This window comes from Amycolatopsis nigrescens CSC17Ta-90 (genome assembly GCF_000384315.1).
Classification (GTDB): Bacteria; Actinomycetota; Actinomycetes; order Mycobacteriales; family Pseudonocardiaceae; genus Amycolatopsis; species Amycolatopsis nigrescens.
The window spans coordinates 5266681-5284650 of record NZ_ARVW01000001.1 but is presented as its reverse complement, the minus strand read 5'-3'; the positions used below and the strand labels follow the sequence as shown (position 1 = coordinate 5284650).

The window sequence follows — 17970 nt, the reverse complement described above, 5'->3', positions numbered from 1 at the left end:
CCTAGTGCGGTTGCTTACCGGCGATGACCTGTCCCATGCCGGCGAGCGCAGGGTTACGCGGATCCCAATACTGACTGTGCGCGGTCAAGCTGTAGCCGACGACGGGCCATGAGACACCAGCGTCGGCGTTGATCTTGTTTGCCCCGAAGTCGGCGTCGGTCGGCGCATTGCCGAACCTTTGCAGGTCCGCAACGGGGTCGTTTTCCGCGGCGATTCCCCACACATGCTCCGGAGGAAGATGTAGTCCTGTTGCGTCGTCGACGCCGACTCCCGGGCTTCCAACAGCGATAAAGTCGTCCACTGCGAGATGTTCGTCTCGAGCAGCAAACCCTGCCACGGTTGAGCCATAGCTGTGACCGATGATCGTGTTGTGCGACGGCTGTCCTGGGTTGTGGCTTTCCCGCAAACCGTCTTGGAAGCTGTCCAATGAACTCCTGGCATCCTCAGCGTAACCGGCACTTCCAGCATTCAAGATCGAATCTGGCGCATCATAGCCCAGCCAAGTGATGACCGAGTTCGGCTCGGACGTGGCCTTCTCCGCCGCACGATGCATTACGTCAGCGCGGTCGATATTGCCTCCTAGCGTTGCCAGATCCGAGCCGGTACCTGGAACGAAAGTGGCAACGTTCCTGGCCGAGTCAGGGTTGCCCGTAGCAACGATAGCCTTGCCGTCTTCAGCACCGTCGATTCCCAGCAGGTAGTGCTTACGCCCTTCCGCCGCATCCTTGGTGCCGCTCAACACCTCGGTAATCTTGTTGACCCCGTCCAACTTGCCCTGAATACCACTAAGCTGTTTGTTCAGAATATTCCGCTCATTTTCATTTCCCGGACCGTGTGGCAGCTTGTTCAAATCCTGCTGTATCCGCCACAAATCGGACTGCAGCCGAGTTCGTTCGTGACCCAGGAGGATCTGATTCGCGATATCACGATGCACAGCTGAAAAACCGTCGCGAGGGCCCACGAGTTGCGGACGGTCCATGGCGAGCTGTGTCCGCTGTCCCTTGCTGATGGTGGCCCAGTAGGCGGCGTTCTGGGCGGCGGTGGCCCCATCGGGCGGCGGTGCGGGGATCGAGAGCGAACCCGCCGCGTAGCCATCGCTGCCTGCCTTGGCGAGACTCGTGGTTTCGTTGTCGTTGGCCGAGGCGTCGATGGTGTGGCCGGAGAGGATCTTGTCGAGTACCGCACAGAAGTCGTCGTCCACGTCGGTGGCGCTACGGAGAACCTGGCCGACCCTGTCGCGGAGCTCGGCCGCCACGGCCTTACGCTCGGTTTCAACGGCAGCCCGCTGGTCCTCCGGAATGTCCGGCGGTGGCCCGCTGTCGATGATCGTCCCATCTTCGCCGACAGTGAAGTGGTGCTTGGCGGCGAGTTCTTCGATCTCCTGAACACCGTGCTGGATGCCGGTGATCGCGTCCCCGGTGTCTCCGACTCCACGTCGGCTGGCCGCCAGTTCCGCCGAGTGCTCCTCCAAGCCGTCGATGATCTGGTTCACCGTGCCGGCCGCTGCGGACGCCGCCTCCCCGGACCAGCCGTAGGGAGTGTTGGTATCCCGCAGGTCGTCCCCGCACGCCACGACCTTGTTGTACGCCCCGTTCATCGGCTCGACCGCGCCCTGAAGTGGACCGGGCTGCCACCGTTTGACCTCGCCCCACGTCGCCATCAGCTCGGCCTCGGTCCACTGGTCGGCTGTGCCTTGGCAGTCATGTCCTGCTCGGCGGCCTGCTCGTTGCCGCTGTAGAACTCGGCGGCTTTGGCCATGTTGCCTGCGTGCGCGTCGAGCTGTGCCACATAGCCGGCTTCGCGCCCTTGCCACGCTTGTTTCACCGCGGCGAGCTTGGGCACGCATCGCGCACCCGGCATCCCAGCGTCCCCGCCCGGCAACGTCGCGGAGCAGTCCACACCCCGAAGGCCATCCGCCACGCGCGTAGCAGCCTGGCCGGTTTGTCTGATCTTGTCGATGACAACCTGATAGCCCGACATCAGGGCCTCCCTCCCGTAGTCACTCGGTGACACTACGACAGCGAGAAAGATCGCTTCAACCATCCGAGCGAGAGTCGGACACGACTACCCGGCAGGTCACGGGCCCCTACTCGGCCCCTGTTGAGTAGGACTACCTACCCCAATCCGCGGTCGGAGATGCCGGGCTCCGGGGCCGGTGCGATGCCTGGCCGCATCCGGGGCGCTAGTTCGTCAAGGTAGGTGACGATCTTCCCGCAAGATCCGGGTCTACCGACCGCGCTCAGCCGAGCAGTTCGGGGACGGCGGCGCGGGCGGCCGTGCGCAGGGCGGGGACCAGGTCGGCCGGCACCGACCGGTGCGGCCAGCGCACCCTGGTGCCGATCTCCGCCCAGCCGCCGATGGCGGCCAGCGTCTTGTCCAGCGCCGGGTCGCAGTAGCCCTGTGCCGCGAGTGGCGCGATGTGGTCGCGGAAGAACCGCTGGAGCCGCCGTTCGACGTCCAGCGCGGCCGGGGCGTCCGAGTGCATCAGCCGGTACCACCGCAGCGCTCCGGCCGGGCTCAGGCAGGCGACGTTGGAGTAGGCGCCGGCCGCGCCCCTGGCCAGGCCGGACGCCAGCGTGTGCCCGGCGACGAACACCGCGAGCCTGCCGCCGACGAGCGCGGAGACCCGCCGGTACCAGTCGTCGTCCCCGCCGGGGACCTTGATCCCGATCAGCGCCGGCACCGCGTCCGCGAGCTCGGCGAACAGCTCCGGTGGCAGCTGCGTCTTGGCGCAGGGCGGGTTGTACAGCACCAGCGGCACGTCGTCGGCGACCTCGGCCATCCTGGCGACCGCGGCCGTGGTCTCGTCCCGGCTCAGCGGCAGCCAGTCGGGCAGCACGACCTGGATCGCGCCGGGACGCAGCGCGGCCGCGCGCCTGATCCGGTCCAGCGAAAGCTGCCCGCTGGGATGTCCCGCGCCGAGCTGGAACGCCACGCCGGCGTCCGCGCAACGGCCGGCGACGAGCTCGTGCAGCCGGTCGTACTCGTACTCGGCCAGTGTGTGGAACTCGCCCGCGCTGCCGTTGGTGTAGATGCCGTGCGGGCCGGCCGCGATCAGCGCGTCCACCTCCAGTTCGAGGCGCCCGAAGTCGATCGTGTCGTCCTCGTTCAGCGGCAGCAGCGTGCTCGCCCACACTCCGTGCAGCTCCGCCGTCCCCAGTGCGCGCACCGCTCTCCCATCGAACCTGCCAGCACCTCTTGGCCAGACATCCTACGTCCTATGTCTGGCACGGTCCAGGGTCAGAGCAGCCCGCACCTGCCCTGCGTCCAGTGCGTCTGCACCTTGACCGCCTGCCGCGGCCAGCCCCGGTCGATCAGCAGGCGAAGCACCGCGCGGCAGGTCGCCGCCTCACCCGCGACATAGGCGACGCCGTGCGCCCTTGGCAGGTCCAGTCCCCGCACCGCGCGCACCAGCACCGGCGAGCCCGCCGCCGGCGTCCGTCCACGATGGACCCAGCCCAGCGTCCGCGCACCGGCCGGCGCGGGCGGCTCGGCCTCCGGCCCGGTGGTCTCCAGCACGCCGAACACCTCGGCGTCGGACGGCAGCGCGGCCAGCATGGCGAGCAGCGGCACCGAGCCGGTCTCCTCACCGGCGAAAACGTGGTACCGAGCGCCCGGGTCGAGCACGATCTTGTTGCGCGGCACGCCGATCCGGACCCGCGTCCCGGTGGTCACGCCGCCAGCCCAGCGGCTACCCGGCCCGCCGGGATGATGCAGTGCGACCCGCAGCGTCAGCGACGCGTCCGCGGGCCGGTGCGCCCACACCGAATAGGTCCTCAGCTCCGGTTCCCCGCCAGGGATCTCCACCGGGAGGTGCGCGCCCGGCTTCGACGCCACCATGCGCAATGCGGGACCGCGAAGGGTGATCTCCCGCATCTCGGGCGTGACGTCGTGCACCTCGGAGACCACCGCGTCCAGCATCCGGGCAGCACCGAACCGGTTGCCGTAGCGTGTGTTCCGTCCCGCTGTGGGCATCTGCACCGCCTTCGCCGGAGTGCGCCGATCCTCCCATACCGCCTATCGTCACTCCATGAGCCCTGAGCAGATCGCCGCCTTCGCACTCGACTTCCCGGAGGTCACCGAGGAACAGCCGTTCGGCCCCGGCGCGGACGTGTACAAGGTGGCCGGCAAGGTGTTCGTGATCCTGACCCCGAACGAGGATCCGCCGCGGGTCACCCTGAAATGCGAACCGAGCCTGGCGCTGCACCTGCGCGGGCAGTACGAAGCGGTCAGCGCCGGGTACCACGTGGACAAGAAGCACTGGAACACCGTGCTGCTGGACGGAACCGTGCCACCGGACCAGCTCGAGGAGATGGTGGAGCACTCCTACCTGCGGGTGGTCGCGGGCATGACCAAGGCGGCGCGCTCGCGCATCGAACTCGCCCTCACGGAGGGCTGAGAATGTCCGATTCCTGCAAGAATCCGGCCGGCCGGCGCACCTAGGCTGGCCAGATGGCACCTCGTTTCGATCTCATCGGCCTGGCGGTCAGCGACATGGCGACCTCACTCGCCTTCTACCGCCGCCTCGGCCTGGACATCCCCGCTGACGCAGACAAGGAACCCCACGTCGAGGTCACCCTGCCGGGTGGACTACGGCTCGCCTGGGACTCCGTCGCGGAAGTGCGGTCCTTCGATCCGGAATGGACGGCGAAGGAAGGAAACCGGGTCAGCCTTGCGTTCGCCTGCGACGATCCGGCCGACGTGGACAAGACCTACGAAAGCCTTGTGCGGGAAGGATACTCCGCGCACAAGGAGCCATGGGATGCCTTCTGGGGCCAGCGTTACGCGACGGTCCAAGACCCGGACGGCAATTCTGTGGACCTGTTCGCGCCGCTGTCCTAGTACTGCAGCTCGCTACGCTTACCCTGGCTAGCCGCCCACGACGCCAATAGGGCTAGACCGTCCGCGGTCGCCGTGCCAGCGGGCGCGGTGTAGACGGTCAGGTGCAGGCCGGGTTCGGCAGGCAACTCCATCGACTCGACGTCCAGGTCGAGCTGGCCCACTACCGGATGGTGCACACGCTTGCGTCCGGACCGGTGGAGCCGAACATCCTGAGATGCCCACCGCTGTCGAAATAGTTCACTGCGTGTTGATAACTCACCGACTAGGGCGATCAGCTCCTCGTCGTGCGGATTGCGGCCGGCTTCCATGCGTAGCTTCGCGGCCACATCGCAAGCGATTTGGTCATAGTCGACGAAGAAAGTTTCTGCCGATTCGGGATCTAGATACACGAACCGCGCAGTGTTCGCCGGCCGTCGCGTGTCGGCCAGCACCGGTGAATACAGCGCGCGGGCAAGTTGATTCATGGCCAGCACGTCATAACGGACGTTGCAAATCCACGCCGGCGCATCGGTGATGGCGTCAAGCACCTGCTGAAGCGCCGGACGCACCGTTACGGCGGGTCGCTGGCGGCGTGGACCGCTGGGCGCCCTGGACTGCCGCGCAAGGTGGAATAGGTGATCGCGCTCGGCCTCGTCAAGTTGCAAGGCAGAGGCCAACGCGTCGAGCACCCCGTCGGAGGCGCCGGCGAGGCTGCCGCGCTCCATACGCACGTAGTAGTCGACCGATACCCCTGCTAGTAGAGCTACCTCTTCGCGACGCAGACCTTTGACCCGGCGGTTGCCGCCGTAGGCGGGCAGCCCGGCCCGCTCGGGCGCGATCCGCGCGCGACGCGAGCCCAGGAATTCCTTGATCTCAGTGCGCAGATCGATCATGGCCACCCCTTCACCATAGGCCCTGTCCGCGGGCGAAGGGAGGTACTGCTGGTACCCCGTTGAGACCCGACGCCTAGGTACCCGATGCGGTCGTGGCGGTGCCGCCGTCGACCGGGACGATGGTGCCCGTCAGATAAGACCCGGCCCGGCTGGCGAGGAACACGGCGACACCTGCCATGTCGTCGTCGCGGCCGAGCCGGCGCAGAGGGGCCTTCGCCGCGATCGTGTCGCCGATGGCATCGATCGTGGCCGCCATCATCTGCGACGGGAACACTCCTGGGGCTACCGCGTTCACCGTGACGTGCTGCGGGCCCAGTTCCCTGGCAAGCACCCTGGTGAGTTGATGGAGTGCCGCTTTGCTGCTGGCGTACGAGTAGTTGGGCGCCTCGGCGACGTGGATGGCGGCAATACTGCCGATGTTGATGATCCGCGCGGGATCATCGGCGGTGCCCGCCCTGCGCAGTGCGGGCAGCAGCGCCTGCACCAGCCAGAACGGCGACTTGAGGTTGAGGTCGATCACTGCGTCCCATGCCTCGGCCGGGAACGTCTCCAGCGGCTCGCGCCACATCGCTCCCGCATTGTTGACGAGGATGTCCAGGCGTTCCGAGTCGGCCTTGACCAGATCAGCGAGGCGCTGGCACTCGTCGTACCTGGACAGGTCAGCGGGGATTGCTTGAACGTCGCCGAATTCGGACAGTAGATGCTGTGCCTCCGCGCACGCGTCTGCCTTGCGTGAGCTGACGACGACGCGGGCGCCCGCCTGCAGAAGGCCGCGCGCGATCATCATCCCAATTCCCCTGGTGCCGCCAGTGACAAGTGCACACTTCCCACTCAGATCGAAAAGTCCTGAGTGAGTGGTGAACTGGCTGTCCGCCATTTACTTCTCCTCGGTGTAGCTGGGAGCCGACTCAAACAGGTTGGCAGGCGTCCTGGACGTCTGGGAGACCCTGGCGATACAGGTACTGTGAGATCCCCTTGTCCGGTTCGGCACTACCAAGTGCCGATGCAGTACTAGTCCTAAGTGGTCAGCGCCCTGAGCGGCACCCCGGTCAGCACCTTGATGTCATGGGCGAGATGGCTCTGGTCGGCGTAACCGGCCGTCACCGCGACGGTCGCCAGCCCGACACCGCTGCGGGCGAGTTCCAGCGCCTGCCCGAGCCGCAGCACCTTGGCCAGTGTCTTGGGGCCGTAACCGAAAGCGGCCAGGCTGCGGCGATGCAGCTGCCGCTCGCTCAGCCCGGCGGCCCGCGCGGTGTCCGCGACGGTGCTGCCGCCCCGCAACGCGGTCACCACCGCGCCGCACAAGGGATCGGGTGGCGGGGCCGCACTCAGCCGCTCGGCGACCACCGCCTCGAGTGCGTTTTCCCGCTCCGGCGCGGCGGCGACCCGTTCGGCCAGCGGCCGGACCGTCCGCTCCGGCCAGAGCGCGGCCAGCGGCACCCGCTGGTTCCGCAGCTCGTGCGCCGGCACCCCGAGCACCGCGGGCGCGGTACCGGGAGCGAACCGCAGCCCCGTGTAGTGCGCACCTTCGGTCTCGGAGACGACATACGCCTGCGTATCGGGACCGGCCACCAGCAGTTCGCCGTTGTGCCACAGCAGATCCATGCACCCGTCGGGCAGCACGCGATTCCGGGTGGCCGCCGCGGTCGCCGCCCAGGACCACACCACCGCGCCGGGGATGCGCGAGCCACGTTCCCGGTACATGCCTCCAGCCTCCCTCGCGAGCAGCGGCTCGCGCAAATCACCGGTGGTGGAGCGGGCCATGCCGCTCCACCACCGGTGATCACCAGGTCGCCCTGCGCATCCAGGTGCTCGGCGGGCCGTCGTCGCCGGGGCGGCGGTCGGCCGGGTTCTCCGACACGGTGTTGTCCGGCGCGGGACTTTCCATCGCCGGACGCAGGATCGCCGGGCCGTTCTCGGTGCCCGCCGGCTCGGACACCACCGGCTTGTCCGACGCCTGGTCCTTGCTGGACGCAGTGGCCGCGCCTTCCGGGGTCGGGCGGAGCACGGCCGGGGTGTCCACCGGTGCAGGTCCAGCGGTGGCGGACAGGGTGATCCGACCGTCCCCCACCTCGGGCGCGGGCAGCAGGGTCGACGGCAGTTCGGTGATGACGCCCTCGTTCTGCAGCCCGGCGTAGGTGTCCCGGATCTGGTTCCGCGCGTGCGCCGCGGCGCACTGCACCACGGCGGTGATCGCGCGTGCCAGCTCAGCGGGCTGGGTGCCCTGCACCCGCGGTGCCAGCTCCAGGCCGGTGAGCATGCCGGTCTCGTCGACCGTGGCCCGGATCAGGCCGTCACCGGACGCCGCCGTGCCCTCGACCGCGGCGGTCTGCCGCTGCGCCCATTCCAGCGCCTGCTGCTTGCGAAGTGCCTGCTCGCGAATGCCTTCCGTGCGTGCTCGCAGGCGTGCGGCCCGATCGTCGAGGTCGCTGGCCTCAGGTCCGGCCATTACCGCGCCCGCTCACCGACCGGGCCCTGTTCCTCATACGCGTCCGGTCCGCGCTCCGGGTCCTTCAGCTTGGGCAGGCCGAACGGGCCGTCGAACTCCCACTGCTGGTCCGACGGGTCCTGGATGTAGTGATCGCGCTTCTCGTCATCGGCCTTGTCCGGTTCGGCCACCAGGTCGCCCTTGCCGACCCCCTTGCGGTCCTCCTTGGACTGGCCGTCCGGGTGGAAGCCCTCGGGGTCGAACTTCTCGTCGGTGATCAGCTGCGGCCGGTCCGGGCGCACCTGCTGCAGGTTGCTGCCCTTGACGTCGGTGACGAACGTGGTCACCTTGAACAGCGCCTGCTCCACCCTGCCCTTGGCCTCGATCGCGTCCTTGACGATCTTGTCGCCCTCTTCCAGCATGTTCGCGATCACCTCGCCCCGCGAGTTGCCGCCGACCGAGATCGCCTGCACCCCGGCGCCACCGGCGACCAGAGAAGCGCCGACGGCCGCCATCGCCGCACCCATGCTGGCGCCCGCGGTGGGTATCGCCGCCAGTGCCGCCCCCACGGTGACGCAGGCGGAGAGGATGGCGAGCTTCTTCCGCTCGCTGCGGGCTTCTTCCTCTTCCTTCACCTGGTCCAGCGCCGCCTGGGTCTGCTCGACCAGGTCGAGGATGTTGCCCCGGAACGCGACGGAGAAGTCGTGGTAAGCCTGGATCGCACCCTTGGCGGCCTCCAGGCAGTCCTGTTTCCGGTTCAGCGCATCCTTCATCTGGTTCAGGTATTCGCGGAAGTTGTCCGAGGCGTCGCCGGACCAGTCCTCCAGGTAGATGTCCATCCCGTCGAGGTGCTCGTGGAAGTTCTCCCGGATGTCCGAGATCGCGTTGCCGAGGCTTTCCACGGTCAGCTTGGCCTCGGACGGCTCGCCGGAGCAGAAGTCGGCGTACAGGTCCCGGATGCGGCCGTCCACCTCGTTCATCTTGTCTTCGAGCGTGGGGTCGTCGGTGTCGAAGCCCACCGGCGGGTTGTCCGTGCCGAACATCAGATAGCCGGCCCCGTACTGCTTCCAGATCGCCCGGAAGGTGCCGGAGTGCTCCTCCATGTCCTGTGTCCACGCGCTCATGACGGCATCCCCTCGACCCCGGCCCGCTCGGCCTCGACGTAACGTTCGGCGACCTCGTGCAACGCCTCCGCGGCAAGGGTCAGGTTCTCGATGTTGTCCAGGAAGACCCGGTTCAGATAGTGCCGGGCCTCCTCCCACCTCGGCTTGGTACTCGCGAACAGCTCGTCGCCGGCGGTGAACGCCACATCGTGCTGCGCGGTCGACTCGATCTTGCGCCTGGCCAGCTCCAGATCCTGGACCAGCCCGCCGAGATGCGTTTTCGCCGCGTTGTTGAGTTTTTCCGCTTGCACGGTATAGCCGTCGGCCATGTTCTTCCTTCCTCGCCGGCAAGTACTGGAGGGAAGGCTAACTGACGCGCTGCCAGCAACCGGCTCGGATCTGGATCTCCGTTGCACGTGCAACCCGGTGCCGGAGTGAGCTGGGTCACCGGCCGGAACCCGTTGCGGTTCAACGGAATCTCACGGTCCCAAGTGGCCTCATGCGCGCTTCGCGCTCAGGTCAGCCGCCGCCGGATCCAGCAGAAGGAGAGCAGCACGCAACCGGCCGCCAGCGCGAGGAACAGGCCGGCCTCGATGAGCTGCAGGAGCCAGAACCGGTCGCCTGGCTGCACCGGGTAGAGCCGGGTGAGCCCGGCCCGTTCGAGGACTTCGGACGGCTCGGTGCCCATGATCGACGGCCGGGGAAGGCCCGCGATCGCCATCGCCTCGTCGTACCCGTGCAGCACGCCCGCCGCGTCGCGGAACACCGGGTCGCCCGCCCGCAGCGCGCCGCCGGCGGTGTTCTCCAGCAGCACGGGGTCCAAATAGTACGGACGCAGCCAGTTCTTCACCACCACGAGCACCGGCAGGAACCCGGCCAGCGCCACCGCCATTCCCGGCAGGGTCCGGCGGAACACCGCGCCGGCGGCGACCCCGAGCACGAACCCGAACAGGCAGGTCGCCGGGAACGAGATCAACCCGAAGTCGAAGGTGTCGAACCGGCCCTCCGAGGTGACGGCCGGCGCGAACCACCAGGCGTAGGCGCCCGCGAAGACCTCGGCGAACACCAGCACGAAACCGCCGAGGAAGAGCAGCTTCGACCGCAGCCACCGGCTCCGCGCGACGTCCTGGGTCCACACGTAGCGGAAGGTGTGGTGCTCCAGCTCGGCCGCGACCAGCGGGGCGCCGAGGAACATGCCCACCACCGCGGGCAACAGGGAGATCAGCAGCTGGGCGTAGTTGTGCACGAAGTAGATCAGCGAAGGCCAGTCGCCGCAACGGGAATCGACCGCGCCACCGAAGCAGTGCGGCAGGTCCACCGCGGGCAGCGAGCCGCGCATGCCCAGCCCCATCGCCAGGTAGACCGCGGCGGCCGCGAAGAAGACCGCGCCGAGGCCGAAGAGCTTGAGCCGGTGCTGCCGCCAGGTCAGCCAGATCATGCGGGCACCTCCGCTCGCGCCGGTCGCACGGCCGCGCTGGATTCGGACAGGTAGTACAGGACGAGGTCCTCCAGGTTCACCCGCCTCGGCCGCCAGTGCTCCGGCAGCGGTCCCGGGTCCTGCCTGACCAGCAGGCAGGCGCGGTCCGCCCGGTGCTCGCGGTACAGCACCCGCCGTCCGGCCGCGACTTCGTCCACAGTAGACAGAGGTCCGACGAGCAGGCTGTGCTGCGCCAACAGGTCGTCGATGTCACCGGCCAGTTTCACCTGCCCGTGGTCGAGCACCACCAGGTAGTCGCACAGCCGTTCCAGTTCGGCCACCACGTGCGAGGACAGCACCACCGTGCAGTCCCATTCCGCCTTGGCCTCCATCAGCACCGACATGAGTTCCCTGCGGGCCAGGGGATCGAGGCTGGCGACCGGCTCGTCGAGCACCAGCAGCTCCGGCCGGGTCGCCAGCGCGATCGCGAGCGCCACCTGCGCCCGCTGCCCGCCGGAGAGCTTGCCGACCTTGCGTTCCAGCGGAATCTCCAGTGCGCGCAACCGTTCCAGCGCGATACCGGGATGCCAGCGGGTGTTCAGCCGGCGTCCCGCTTCGAGCATTTCGCCGACTCTGAACGTGTCGTAGAGGGAATGCCGCTGGTCGAGATAGGCGACCCGGTCCAGCACCTGGTTCGGACCGACCGGCTCGCCGAGCAGTTCGAGCTCGCCGGCGGAGGGCCGGAGCAGGCCCACCATCAGGTTCAGCAGGGTGGACTTGCCGGCGCCGTTCGGCCCGACCAGGCCCACCACGCGGCCGGCGTCGATGTCCAGCGTGCAGTCCCGCAGCCCCCAGCTGCGACCGTAGCGCTTGCCCAGCTCCCTGGTCGCGATCGCCGTTGCGGTCACTTGTTCTCCTTACCGAAGTCGTGCAGCGCGGACGCCACCAGTGCGGCGACGCCCTCGGCGTCCATGCCCGCCTCCCGCGCGGCGGCCAGCCAGTTCTCCAGCCCCGCGCGGAGTTCGGCCTGCTTCTCCGCGGCCAGCCCGTCCAGGCCGCGTTCGATGAAGGTGCCCTGGCCGGGCCGTCCGGCCACCAGGCCGCGGTGGTCCAGCTCGCGATAAGCCTTGAGCACCGTGTTCGGGTTGATCACCAGCTGCCTGGCGACCTCCTTCACGGTCGGCAGGCGGTCACCGATCCGCAGCTCCCCCAGCCGCAGCGCGTGCTCGACCTGGTGCACCAGCTGGAGGTACGGCGGAACGCCGGACCCGCCGTCGAACCGGAACTCGAACAACCGCCACACCCCCTAGACCTATTTACCTAGGATCATAGGTTAACTCGGCCGCCAACGAGCCGAAAAGCGGGTCGAGCCTGAAGGGCAAAAAGCCGGCTATTTGCCCGTCAGGCGGCGTGCCGGCCTTCGCCCATCGCGCGGCCGGTGCTGATCAGCCGCTCGGCGGTCTCGTCGACCACGGTGCGGAAGTCCAGGTCCTTGGTCTCCTCCAGGTCACCCAGCTTCTCCAGCAGCCAGATCCGCCAGCAGCCGACGAACCTGGCGATCAGCTCGGTGCCCTCGTGGGTGAACCGGTAGTGGCCGTCCGTCTCGGTGAGGTACCCGTCCGCCACGAGCCGGCTCGCGGTCGGCTCGAAGATCCCGGCGGGCACCTCGCGCCAGGAGGCAATCCGCTGCAGGGTGGCGTCGCCGCCGGCCAGGCCGGCCCGGAAGAACTGGCCGAGCAGCCATGCCTGCGCGAAGCTGATCGACAGCCCGGACCTGGCCAGTATCTCCGGGCCGGGATCGGCCTGCTGCCTGGCCACCACCGCGCCGATGATCTTCTCCAGCTCCCGTCGCGAGTCGTTCGTGGACGGTGCGGCGAACCCCTCGCCGAGCCCGCTGTTGCCGCTCGCCCCGGCCCGCGAGGTGTCCCGCAGCGGGACCTGCTTGAGCAGCAACGCAACCAGCAGCGCCAGCACGCCGACCGGCGCGGCGAGCAGGAACATCATCTGCAGGGTGTCCACATAGGCGCCGATGATCGGCGCGCGCACCGCCTCCGGCAGCGCGTGCAGCCCCTGCGGGCTCTGCGCCACCCTCGGGTCGACCCCGGCCGGCAGCGGGTTCGACGCCAGCGCGGCGGCAAGGTTGTCCGGCAGCGAACCGGCGTAGATCGTGCCGAAGATGGCCACCCCGAAGGAACTTCCCATCGTGCGCAGGAAGCTGACCCCCGACGTGGCGACCCCGAGGTCGCGGTAGTCGGCGGTGCTCTGCACCACGATCATCGGCACCTGCATGGTGCAGCCGACCCCAGCGCCGAGCACCAGCATGTACGCCGCGGCGAGCGGATAGCCGGTGTGAGCGTCCAAAAGGGACAGCAAGAGCAGGCCGCCGGTGATCAGGACCGAACCGACGATCGGGAAGATCCGGTAGATCCCGGTCCGGCTGACCACCGTGCCGGTGAACAGCGAGGACAGCAGCAGCCCGACCACCAGTGGCAGCATGGCCAGCCCGGACTCGGTCGCCGTGTCGCCCCGCACGTACTGCAGATAGGTCGGCAGGTACGTGATCCCGCCTAGCATGGCGAACCCGACGATGAAGCTGAGCACGCCGGACACGGTGAACACGCTGCCGCGGAACAGCCGCATCGGCAGCATCGGCTCCGCCGCGCGCAGTTCGACGAAGACGAACGCGACCAGCAGCAGCACCGAAATCCCGGCCATCCACAGAATGGTCGGCGAACCCCAGGCGTACTCGGTCCCGCCCCAGCTGGTGACCAGCGTCAGCCCGGTGGCCGCGAGCGCGATCAGCATGATGCCGAGGTAGTCGATGGTGACCCGCGCGCTCGCCCGCACGGTGGGCAGCGCGGCCGCGGCGATCACCAGCACCAGCACGCCGAGTGGGATGTTCACATAGAAGGCCCAGCGCCAGCTGAGGTGGTCCACGAACAACCCGCCGAGCAGCGGACCGACCACAGTGGACACACCGAAGACCGAGCCCATCACGCCCTGGTACTTGCCGCGTTCCCGCAGCGGCACCACGTCGGCGATCACCGCGGCCGCGGTGACCATCAGCCCGCCGGCGCCGAGGCCCTGCACCGCGCGGAAGACGATCAGGAAGGTCATCGAGTCGGCCCAGCCGGAGAAGAACGAGCCCACCAGGAACAGCACCACGCTGAGCATGAAGGTCTTCTTGCGCCCGTACAGGTCGCCGAACTTGCCGATCAGCGCGGTCATGATCGTCTCGGCGAGCAGGTAGGCGGTGACCACCCAGGACAGGTGGCTGCCGCCGCCGAGATCGCTGACGATGGTGGGCAGCGCGGTGGCCACGATGGTCTGGTCCAGCGCGGCCAGCAGCATGCCCAGCATGATCGCGGCGACAATCAGGTTGCGCCCGCGGACACTCAGCTCGGGCGGCGCGTCCGCCTGCCTCTCCGACTCGGCCATCCGGCACGCTCCCTTCGCCGCCCGGCGCGAGGGTAAGCCCGCCACCGGCCCGGCTGCGCGCCGATTCACCCGAGCGTGTCCGGCCCGGCAAGCGGGAAATATCGTTCGACCCCGGCCTTCCGCTCGTGCTATCCAGGTGGGGTGCCCGAGGAGCAGCCGCTGGCCGGTGCTGTCAACCAACTGGTGCGGATCGGGAACACGGTGCGGCGACCGACCGGGCACTGGACCCCGGCGGTGCACGCGCTGCTGGATCGGCTGGCCGCGGCCGGTTTCACCGGCAGTCCGCGTGCGCACGGCTTCGACGCCGAAGGCCGGGAAGTCCTCGACTTCCTGCCCGGCAACATCGCCAGGCACGAAGGCTTCTTCCGCGATGCGCTTGGCTGACCGGTCCGCCACGTTTGCCGTGCTTACCGTACTTTCAACAGCCCAGTTCACCACCACCCTCGAGTTCTCGGTCCTCTACATAGCGCTGCCGAGCATCGCCGCCGACCTGCGCCTCGAACCGGCGCTCGCGCAGTGGGTGGTCAGCGCCTACGCGGTGCTCTTCGCCGGCTTCCTCGTGGTGGGCGGCCGGCTGACCGACCGGTTCGGCGCCCGGCGCCTGTTCGTGCTCGCACTGGTCCTCTTCGGCACGGCCAGCGCGGCCGGCGCCGTGGCCGGCGACGGGGCCGTGCTGCTCACCGCGCGTGGCGCGCAGGGGTTCGCCGCGGCCCTGCTCCAGCCGGCCGTACTCGGCCTCATCGGCACCACGTTCCCCGCCGGGCCGCCGCGCGCCCGCGCGCTGGCGGTCTGGGGTTCGGTCGGCGCGTCCGGTCTCGCCGCCGGCGCCATCCTCGGCGGCCTGCTCACCGCGCTGTCGTGGCGGCTCACCTTCGCCGTCAACGTCCCGCTCGTCCTGCTGTGCGCCCTCGGCGCGGTCGTCTGGATCCGGCCGTCCCGCGACCGCGAACCGGCCGGCCGGATCCCGTTGCTCTCCTCGGTACTCGGCACCGGCACCGCGCTGGCGCTGGTCCTCGGCCTCACCCTCGGCCCGGAACAGGGCTGGGACTCCGCCGCGGCACTCGCCTGCCTCGGTCTCGCGCCGGCCTTGCTGCTCGCCTTCGTCCACCACGAGAAGACCGCGCGAGACGTACTGATCGAGCCCGTGCTGCGGCGCATCCGCGCGCTGCTCGTCGGTGCCGCGGCGACCGCGTGCTACATGGCGGGCGCCGGGTCCGCGTACTACCTGCTCACCCTGTTCCTGCAGTCCGCGCGGGGATATTCACCGTTACAGGCCGGACTCGCGTTTTTGCCGCTGGCGCTGATGGTGACGGTGGGCAGCGCGACGGCAGGCCGCGCCCTGCGACGGTTCGACCCCGCCGGTGTGCTCATCGCCGGTTTCGCCACCGCCGGGCTGGGGCTGCTCCTGCTCGCACTGGCGCCGGTCTCGCTGATCGGGCTGGTCATCAGCGGGCTCGGCAACGGGATCGTGTTCACGTCGATGTTCGTCCTCGGCACTCGTGACGTGCCGCCGGAGCACCACGGCACGGCGGGTGCGCTGCTGACCACGGCCCAGTACCTCGCGAGCGCGCTCGCCGTCGCCGTGCTGACGCTCGTACTCGGCCCCGCGCCGGCCGACGCGGACTTCCGAATCGCCTTCCTGCTCACCGCCGCGGCCGCGGCGGCCGGACTGCTGCTCGTCGCGACGCAGCGCCGCCGCCTCGCCGCACCCGGTCAATCCCGGCCGGGACGCAGGTAGCGCAGCGACACCATGCCCGTCCGGTACGGCTTGGCCTCGATCAGCTCGAGGCCGGCCGGGGCGTCGTCGAACAGCCGCCGGCCCCTGCCAAGCAGGACCGGGCACACCCGCAGCTGGATCTCGTCCACCAGCCCGGCCTGTAGCAGCGTCTGCGCCAGCGAGATGCTGCCCCAGACCATGATGTCCCCGCCGGGTTTCCGCTTGAGCGCGGCGATCTCGTCCGTGGCCGGGCCGCGCACGACTCGCGCCGCGGGCCACCGCCCCCACGGCGCACTGTCCATTGTGGAGGAGAAGACCAGCTTCGGGATGGCGTTCACCGACTTGGCGACCGGCTCGTCGTCCGCGGTCGGCCAGTACTCGACGAACAGCCGGTAGGTCTCGGCGCCGAGCACGATGGTGTCCACCTCCGCCAGTATCCGCAGGTTGTCCTGGTCCACCTCGCTGTAGTCGTCGACCGCGTCGAAGAAGCCCAGCTCGCCCTGCGGGCCGGCGGCGAATCCGTCCACCGAGACGATCTCCTGCAGAATCACCTTGCGCATGGCACCAGGAAAGCACAGGGCACCGACAGAACGGTCAGACCAGCGGGCGGCCCGCCTTGATCCGGCGGCGCAGGTCCCACATGCACAGGTTGTACGGGAACTGGCGGAGCACCCTTGGCTGCCACTGGACGAGCTTCGCGATCACCTTGGTCAGCCGGTCGAACCGCCGTTGCTGCCGCGGCGACCAGTCGAGCCGCATCTCGGCCCGGAACCGGGGCGGCAGGAAGCCGGTGGTGACGAACCGGTTGAACGGGCCGAGCGGCACGCTCAGGAAGCGGGGCAGGAACCGCAGCATGGTGAGGTCGTAGAGGTAGCGGCGGATCGCGTCGTCGATGGAAACCTCGGCCAGCGCGTCGTTCCAGTACTTCTCGAAGGCGTCGCGGTCGGCGGGCCAGCGCTCGGGTGGCACCTGCAGGGTGGTGCCGAGCGTCGCCGAAGCGCGGTACAGGGTGTCCACGGTCTCCTGGTCGGGCGGTCCAACGAAGGCGGTGAAGGTGTCCTCCACCCCGCGGTACAGGCAGGCGGCCACCCAGAGCTGCAGATCGCGGTCGAAGGCGTTGTACTGCACCGGGCTCGACTCGCGGGAGTAGACCTGCGCGTGCGCCTTGTTCACGCCGAGCCGGTACTGCTTCTTCTCCTCGTCGGTGCCCATCGTCGCGACCGCGAGATAGGTCAGCGTGGTGCGGGTCCGCTTGACCGGGTGCCGGAAGAGGCTGCCGCTGTGCACTCTGCTCTCGGCCACGCCGTAGCCGACCCCCGGCCTGGCCAGCTGCATGATCACGTTCGCGCCCCCGGCGAGCAGGGCGGCCCCGACCATCGCCTCGTCCAGAACGGCCTCCTGCTCCCGCACCGCGTCCATGGTCCGATCTCCTTTGATCCGAGTACATCTGCACACGCTCGTTAGCAGATATGCAACGCGACCGTCCGCCCGCTGTCAAGACCGCGGACGGTGCCCTACCTGGCGTGGATGCCGTTCTCCAGCGTGCGAGTCACCATCGGGACGATGCCGTGCCGGGGCAGTCTGCCCTTGTCGGCCTCCTCGCAGCCGGTGTAGACCAGCGCCCAGAGCACGTGCTGGATCCACTTCGCGCTCATCGCGGGATCGAACACCCCCGCCGCCTGGCCGCGCTCGATGAGCGCGAGCACCGGGTCGTCCGGCGCCGCGTCCTCGTCGGCGTCATGCCCTTCCAGGATCCGCGGATCGCCGAAGAGGAACATCAGCCGGTCCCCGACCGCGACCATCGCCGCGACCAGCCGGCGCATCGCCTCGGCCGGTGAGCCCTGCTCGATCTCCGCCTCGGCCACCGAATGCCCGATCACCTCGACCGAGTCGTCGATGGCCGCCGCGATCAGCGCCTTCCGGTCCGGGAAGTACCGGTGCAGGGTGGTCCGGCCGACCCCGGCCGCATCGGCGATGTCCGGGAGGGTCGCGTAATGGTCGCGGGCGAGCACCGAGGCGGCGGCGCTGAGAATGGCGCGCCTGGTGCGGCCGCGGGCGCCGGTCTCCGGAGTGGTGGCACTGCTCATGTCCCAAATTTACTATCCGATTTCCCAATCGGGCCCCCATGACACCGTACTGGAACTTTAACGTTC

General features: G+C 68.9%; 21 protein-coding genes. 4 read left to right on the top strand and 17 right to left on the bottom strand.

Annotated features, from left to right (window positions below):
* Position 1 precedes the first annotated feature (1 nt).
* The 4 genes from AMYNI_RS0125120 to AMYNI_RS45360 all read right to left on the bottom strand — a co-directional run bounded on the left by AMYNI_RS0125120 (position 2) and on the right by AMYNI_RS45360 (position 3975).
* A complete protein-coding gene (locus tag AMYNI_RS0125120) occupies positions 2 to 1660 on the bottom strand; it encodes an alpha/beta hydrolase (protein WP_020670829.1) in 1659 nt (552 codons plus the stop codon).
* Entirely contained in the window at positions 1660 to 1980 is a 321-nt protein-coding gene (locus AMYNI_RS0125115) for a hypothetical protein (RefSeq protein WP_026360902.1), read from the bottom strand. Before AMYNI_RS0125115 ends, AMYNI_RS0125120 begins: the two co-directional genes overlap by 1 nt.
* 259 nt (positions 1981 to 2239) lie before the next feature.
* Complete coding sequence (locus tag AMYNI_RS0125110) at positions 2240 to 3169, bottom strand: dihydrodipicolinate synthase family protein (protein WP_020670827.1); 930 nt, start codon at positions 3167 to 3169, stop codon at positions 2240 to 2242.
* A gap of 71 nt (positions 3170 to 3240) precedes the next feature.
* Positions 3241 to 3975 carry a siderophore-interacting protein gene (locus tag AMYNI_RS45360; protein ID WP_063713866.1) on the bottom strand — a complete coding sequence of 245 codons (735 nt, stop codon included), beginning with the start codon at positions 3973 to 3975 and terminating at the stop codon, positions 3241 to 3243.
* A gap of 55 nt (positions 3976 to 4030) precedes the next feature.
* On the opposite strand from AMYNI_RS45360, the gene AMYNI_RS0125100 reads away from it, so the two are divergent.
* Together AMYNI_RS0125100 and AMYNI_RS0125095 are read left to right on the top strand one after the other, a co-directional pair.
* Positions 4031 to 4399 carry an MmcQ/YjbR family DNA-binding protein gene (locus tag AMYNI_RS0125100; protein ID WP_020670825.1) on the top strand — a complete coding sequence of 123 codons (369 nt, stop codon included), beginning with the start codon at positions 4031 to 4033 and terminating at the stop codon, positions 4397 to 4399.
* A 53-nt stretch (positions 4400 to 4452) separates the two neighbouring features.
* The gene (locus AMYNI_RS0125095; protein WP_020670824.1) at positions 4453 to 4842 is read left to right on the top strand and encodes a VOC family protein; all 390 of its coding nucleotides are present in this window, start codon (positions 4453 to 4455) and stop codon (positions 4840 to 4842) included.
* Here the strand turns inward: AMYNI_RS0125095 and AMYNI_RS0125090 are convergent.
* The 10 genes from AMYNI_RS0125090 to AMYNI_RS0125045 all read right to left on the bottom strand — a co-directional run bounded on the left by AMYNI_RS0125090 (position 4839) and on the right by AMYNI_RS0125045 (position 14100).
* Complete coding sequence (locus tag AMYNI_RS0125090) at positions 4839 to 5720, bottom strand: helix-turn-helix transcriptional regulator (RefSeq protein WP_020670823.1); 882 nt, start codon at positions 5718 to 5720, stop codon at positions 4839 to 4841. The genes AMYNI_RS0125095 and AMYNI_RS0125090 overlap by 4 nt on opposite strands.
* A gap of 67 nt (positions 5721 to 5787) precedes the next feature.
* Complete coding sequence (locus AMYNI_RS0125085) at positions 5788 to 6591, bottom strand: SDR family oxidoreductase (RefSeq protein ID WP_026360901.1); 804 nt, start codon at positions 6589 to 6591, stop codon at positions 5788 to 5790.
* Positions 6592 to 6731: 140 nt separating this feature from the next.
* A complete protein-coding gene (locus tag AMYNI_RS0125080; protein WP_020670821.1) occupies positions 6732 to 7478 on the bottom strand; it encodes a DUF6597 domain-containing transcriptional factor in 747 nt (248 codons plus the stop codon).
* Between the two features lie 19 nt (positions 7479 to 7497).
* Positions 7498 to 8163, bottom strand: a complete 666-nt coding sequence (locus AMYNI_RS47450) for a YbaB/EbfC family nucleoid-associated protein (RefSeq protein WP_020670820.1) — start codon at positions 8161 to 8163, stop codon at positions 7498 to 7500.
* The gene (locus AMYNI_RS0125070; RefSeq protein WP_157357477.1) at positions 8163 to 9266 is read right to left on the bottom strand and encodes a WXG100 family type VII secretion target; all 1104 of its coding nucleotides are present in this window, start codon (positions 9264 to 9266) and stop codon (positions 8163 to 8165) included. Before AMYNI_RS0125070 ends, AMYNI_RS47450 begins: the two co-directional genes overlap by 1 nt.
* Entirely contained in the window at positions 9263 to 9574 is a 312-nt protein-coding gene (locus AMYNI_RS0125065; protein WP_020670818.1) for a hypothetical protein, read from the bottom strand. The genes AMYNI_RS0125070 and AMYNI_RS0125065 overlap by 4 nt, the downstream gene beginning before the upstream one ends.
* Before the next feature lie 185 nt (positions 9575 to 9759).
* Positions 9760 to 10683, bottom strand: coding sequence for an ABC transporter permease (locus AMYNI_RS0125060; RefSeq protein ID WP_020670817.1), 924 nt, complete (start codon positions 10681 to 10683; stop codon positions 9760 to 9762).
* Positions 10680 to 11570 (bottom strand): ABC transporter ATP-binding protein, encoded by an 891-nt coding sequence (locus tag AMYNI_RS0125055; RefSeq protein ID WP_020670816.1) that lies wholly within the window; start codon positions 11568 to 11570, stop codon positions 10680 to 10682. The genes AMYNI_RS0125060 and AMYNI_RS0125055 overlap by 4 nt, the downstream gene beginning before the upstream one ends.
* A complete protein-coding gene (locus tag AMYNI_RS0125050) occupies positions 11567 to 11956 on the bottom strand; it encodes a GntR family transcriptional regulator (protein WP_026360899.1) in 390 nt (129 codons plus the stop codon). The genes AMYNI_RS0125055 and AMYNI_RS0125050 overlap by 4 nt, the downstream gene beginning before the upstream one ends.
* Positions 11957 to 12063: 107 nt before the next feature.
* Complete coding sequence (locus tag AMYNI_RS0125045) at positions 12064 to 14100, bottom strand: MDR family MFS transporter (protein ID WP_020670814.1); 2037 nt, start codon at positions 14098 to 14100, stop codon at positions 12064 to 12066.
* A 141-nt stretch (positions 14101 to 14241) separates the two neighbouring features.
* Here AMYNI_RS0125045 and AMYNI_RS0125040 point away from each other — a divergent pair, with 141 nt between their 5' ends.
* Together AMYNI_RS0125040 and AMYNI_RS0125035 are read left to right on the top strand one after the other, a co-directional pair.
* On the top strand, positions 14242 to 14484 hold the full coding sequence (locus AMYNI_RS0125040) for a hypothetical protein (RefSeq protein ID WP_020670813.1): 243 nt from the start codon (positions 14242 to 14244) through the stop codon (positions 14482 to 14484).
* A 19-nt stretch (positions 14485 to 14503) separates the two neighbouring features.
* Positions 14504 to 15838, top strand: a complete 1335-nt coding sequence (locus AMYNI_RS0125035) for an MFS transporter (RefSeq protein ID WP_211225509.1) — start codon at positions 14504 to 14506, stop codon at positions 15836 to 15838.
* On the opposite strand, the gene AMYNI_RS0125030 is transcribed toward AMYNI_RS0125035, so the two are convergent.
* The 3 genes from AMYNI_RS0125030 to AMYNI_RS0125020 form a co-directional block, all read right to left on the bottom strand.
* Entirely contained in the window at positions 15814 to 16377 is a 564-nt protein-coding gene (locus AMYNI_RS0125030) for a dihydrofolate reductase family protein (protein WP_020670811.1), read from the bottom strand. The two genes, AMYNI_RS0125035 and AMYNI_RS0125030, sit on opposite strands and share 25 nt — an antisense overlap.
* Before the next feature lie 34 nt (positions 16378 to 16411).
* Positions 16412 to 17236 (bottom strand): oxygenase MpaB family protein, encoded by an 825-nt coding sequence (locus AMYNI_RS0125025; RefSeq protein WP_020670810.1) that lies wholly within the window; start codon positions 17234 to 17236, stop codon positions 16412 to 16414.
* 95 nt (positions 17237 to 17331) lie between these two features.
* Positions 17332 to 17904, bottom strand: a complete 573-nt coding sequence (locus tag AMYNI_RS0125020; RefSeq protein WP_020670809.1) for a TetR/AcrR family transcriptional regulator — start codon at positions 17902 to 17904, stop codon at positions 17332 to 17334.
* Positions 17905 to 17970: the final 66 nt, after the last annotated feature.

Excerpts from the sequence above, each read along its gene's own strand:
- AMYNI_RS0125120 (WP_020670829.1), bottom strand. The coding sequence starts at position 1,660 with ATGGCGACGTGGGGCGAGGTCAAACGGTGGCAGCCCGGTCCACTTCAG.
- AMYNI_RS0125115 (WP_026360902.1), bottom strand. The coding sequence starts at position 1,980 with ATGTCGGGCTATCAGGTTGTCATCGACAAGATCAGACAAACCGGCCAG.
- AMYNI_RS45360 (WP_063713866.1), bottom strand. The coding sequence starts at position 3,975 with ATGCCCACAGCGGGACGGAACACACGCTACGGCAACCGGTTCGGTGCT.
- AMYNI_RS0125100 (WP_020670825.1), top strand. The coding sequence starts at position 4,031 with ATGAGCCCTGAGCAGATCGCCGCCTTCGCACTCGACTTCCCGGAGGTC.
- AMYNI_RS0125095 (WP_020670824.1), top strand. The coding sequence starts at position 4,453 with ATGGCACCTCGTTTCGATCTCATCGGCCTGGCGGTCAGCGACATGGCG.
- AMYNI_RS0125085 (WP_026360901.1), bottom strand. The coding sequence starts at position 6,591 with ATGGCGGACAGCCAGTTCACCACTCACTCAGGACTTTTCGATCTGAGT.
- AMYNI_RS0125080 (WP_020670821.1), bottom strand. The coding sequence starts at position 7,478 with ATGGCCCGCTCCACCACCGGTGATTTGCGCGAGCCGCTGCTCGCGAGG.
- AMYNI_RS47450 (WP_020670820.1), bottom strand. The coding sequence starts at position 8,163 with ATGGCCGGACCTGAGGCCAGCGACCTCGACGATCGGGCCGCACGCCTG.
- AMYNI_RS0125070 (WP_157357477.1), bottom strand. The coding sequence starts at position 9,266 with ATGAGCGCGTGGACACAGGACATGGAGGAGCACTCCGGCACCTTCCGG.
- AMYNI_RS0125065 (WP_020670818.1), bottom strand. The coding sequence starts at position 9,574 with ATGGCCGACGGCTATACCGTGCAAGCGGAAAAACTCAACAACGCGGCG.
- AMYNI_RS0125060 (WP_020670817.1), bottom strand. The coding sequence starts at position 10,683 with ATGATCTGGCTGACCTGGCGGCAGCACCGGCTCAAGCTCTTCGGCCTC.
- AMYNI_RS0125045 (WP_020670814.1), bottom strand. The coding sequence starts at position 14,100 with ATGGCCGAGTCGGAGAGGCAGGCGGACGCGCCGCCCGAGCTGAGTGTC.
- AMYNI_RS0125030 (WP_020670811.1), bottom strand. The coding sequence starts at position 16,377 with ATGCGCAAGGTGATTCTGCAGGAGATCGTCTCGGTGGACGGATTCGCC.
- AMYNI_RS0125025 (WP_020670810.1), bottom strand. The coding sequence starts at position 17,236 with ATGGACGCGGTGCGGGAGCAGGAGGCCGTTCTGGACGAGGCGATGGTC.
- AMYNI_RS0125020 (WP_020670809.1), bottom strand. The coding sequence starts at position 17,904 with ATGAGCAGTGCCACCACTCCGGAGACCGGCGCCCGCGGCCGCACCAGG.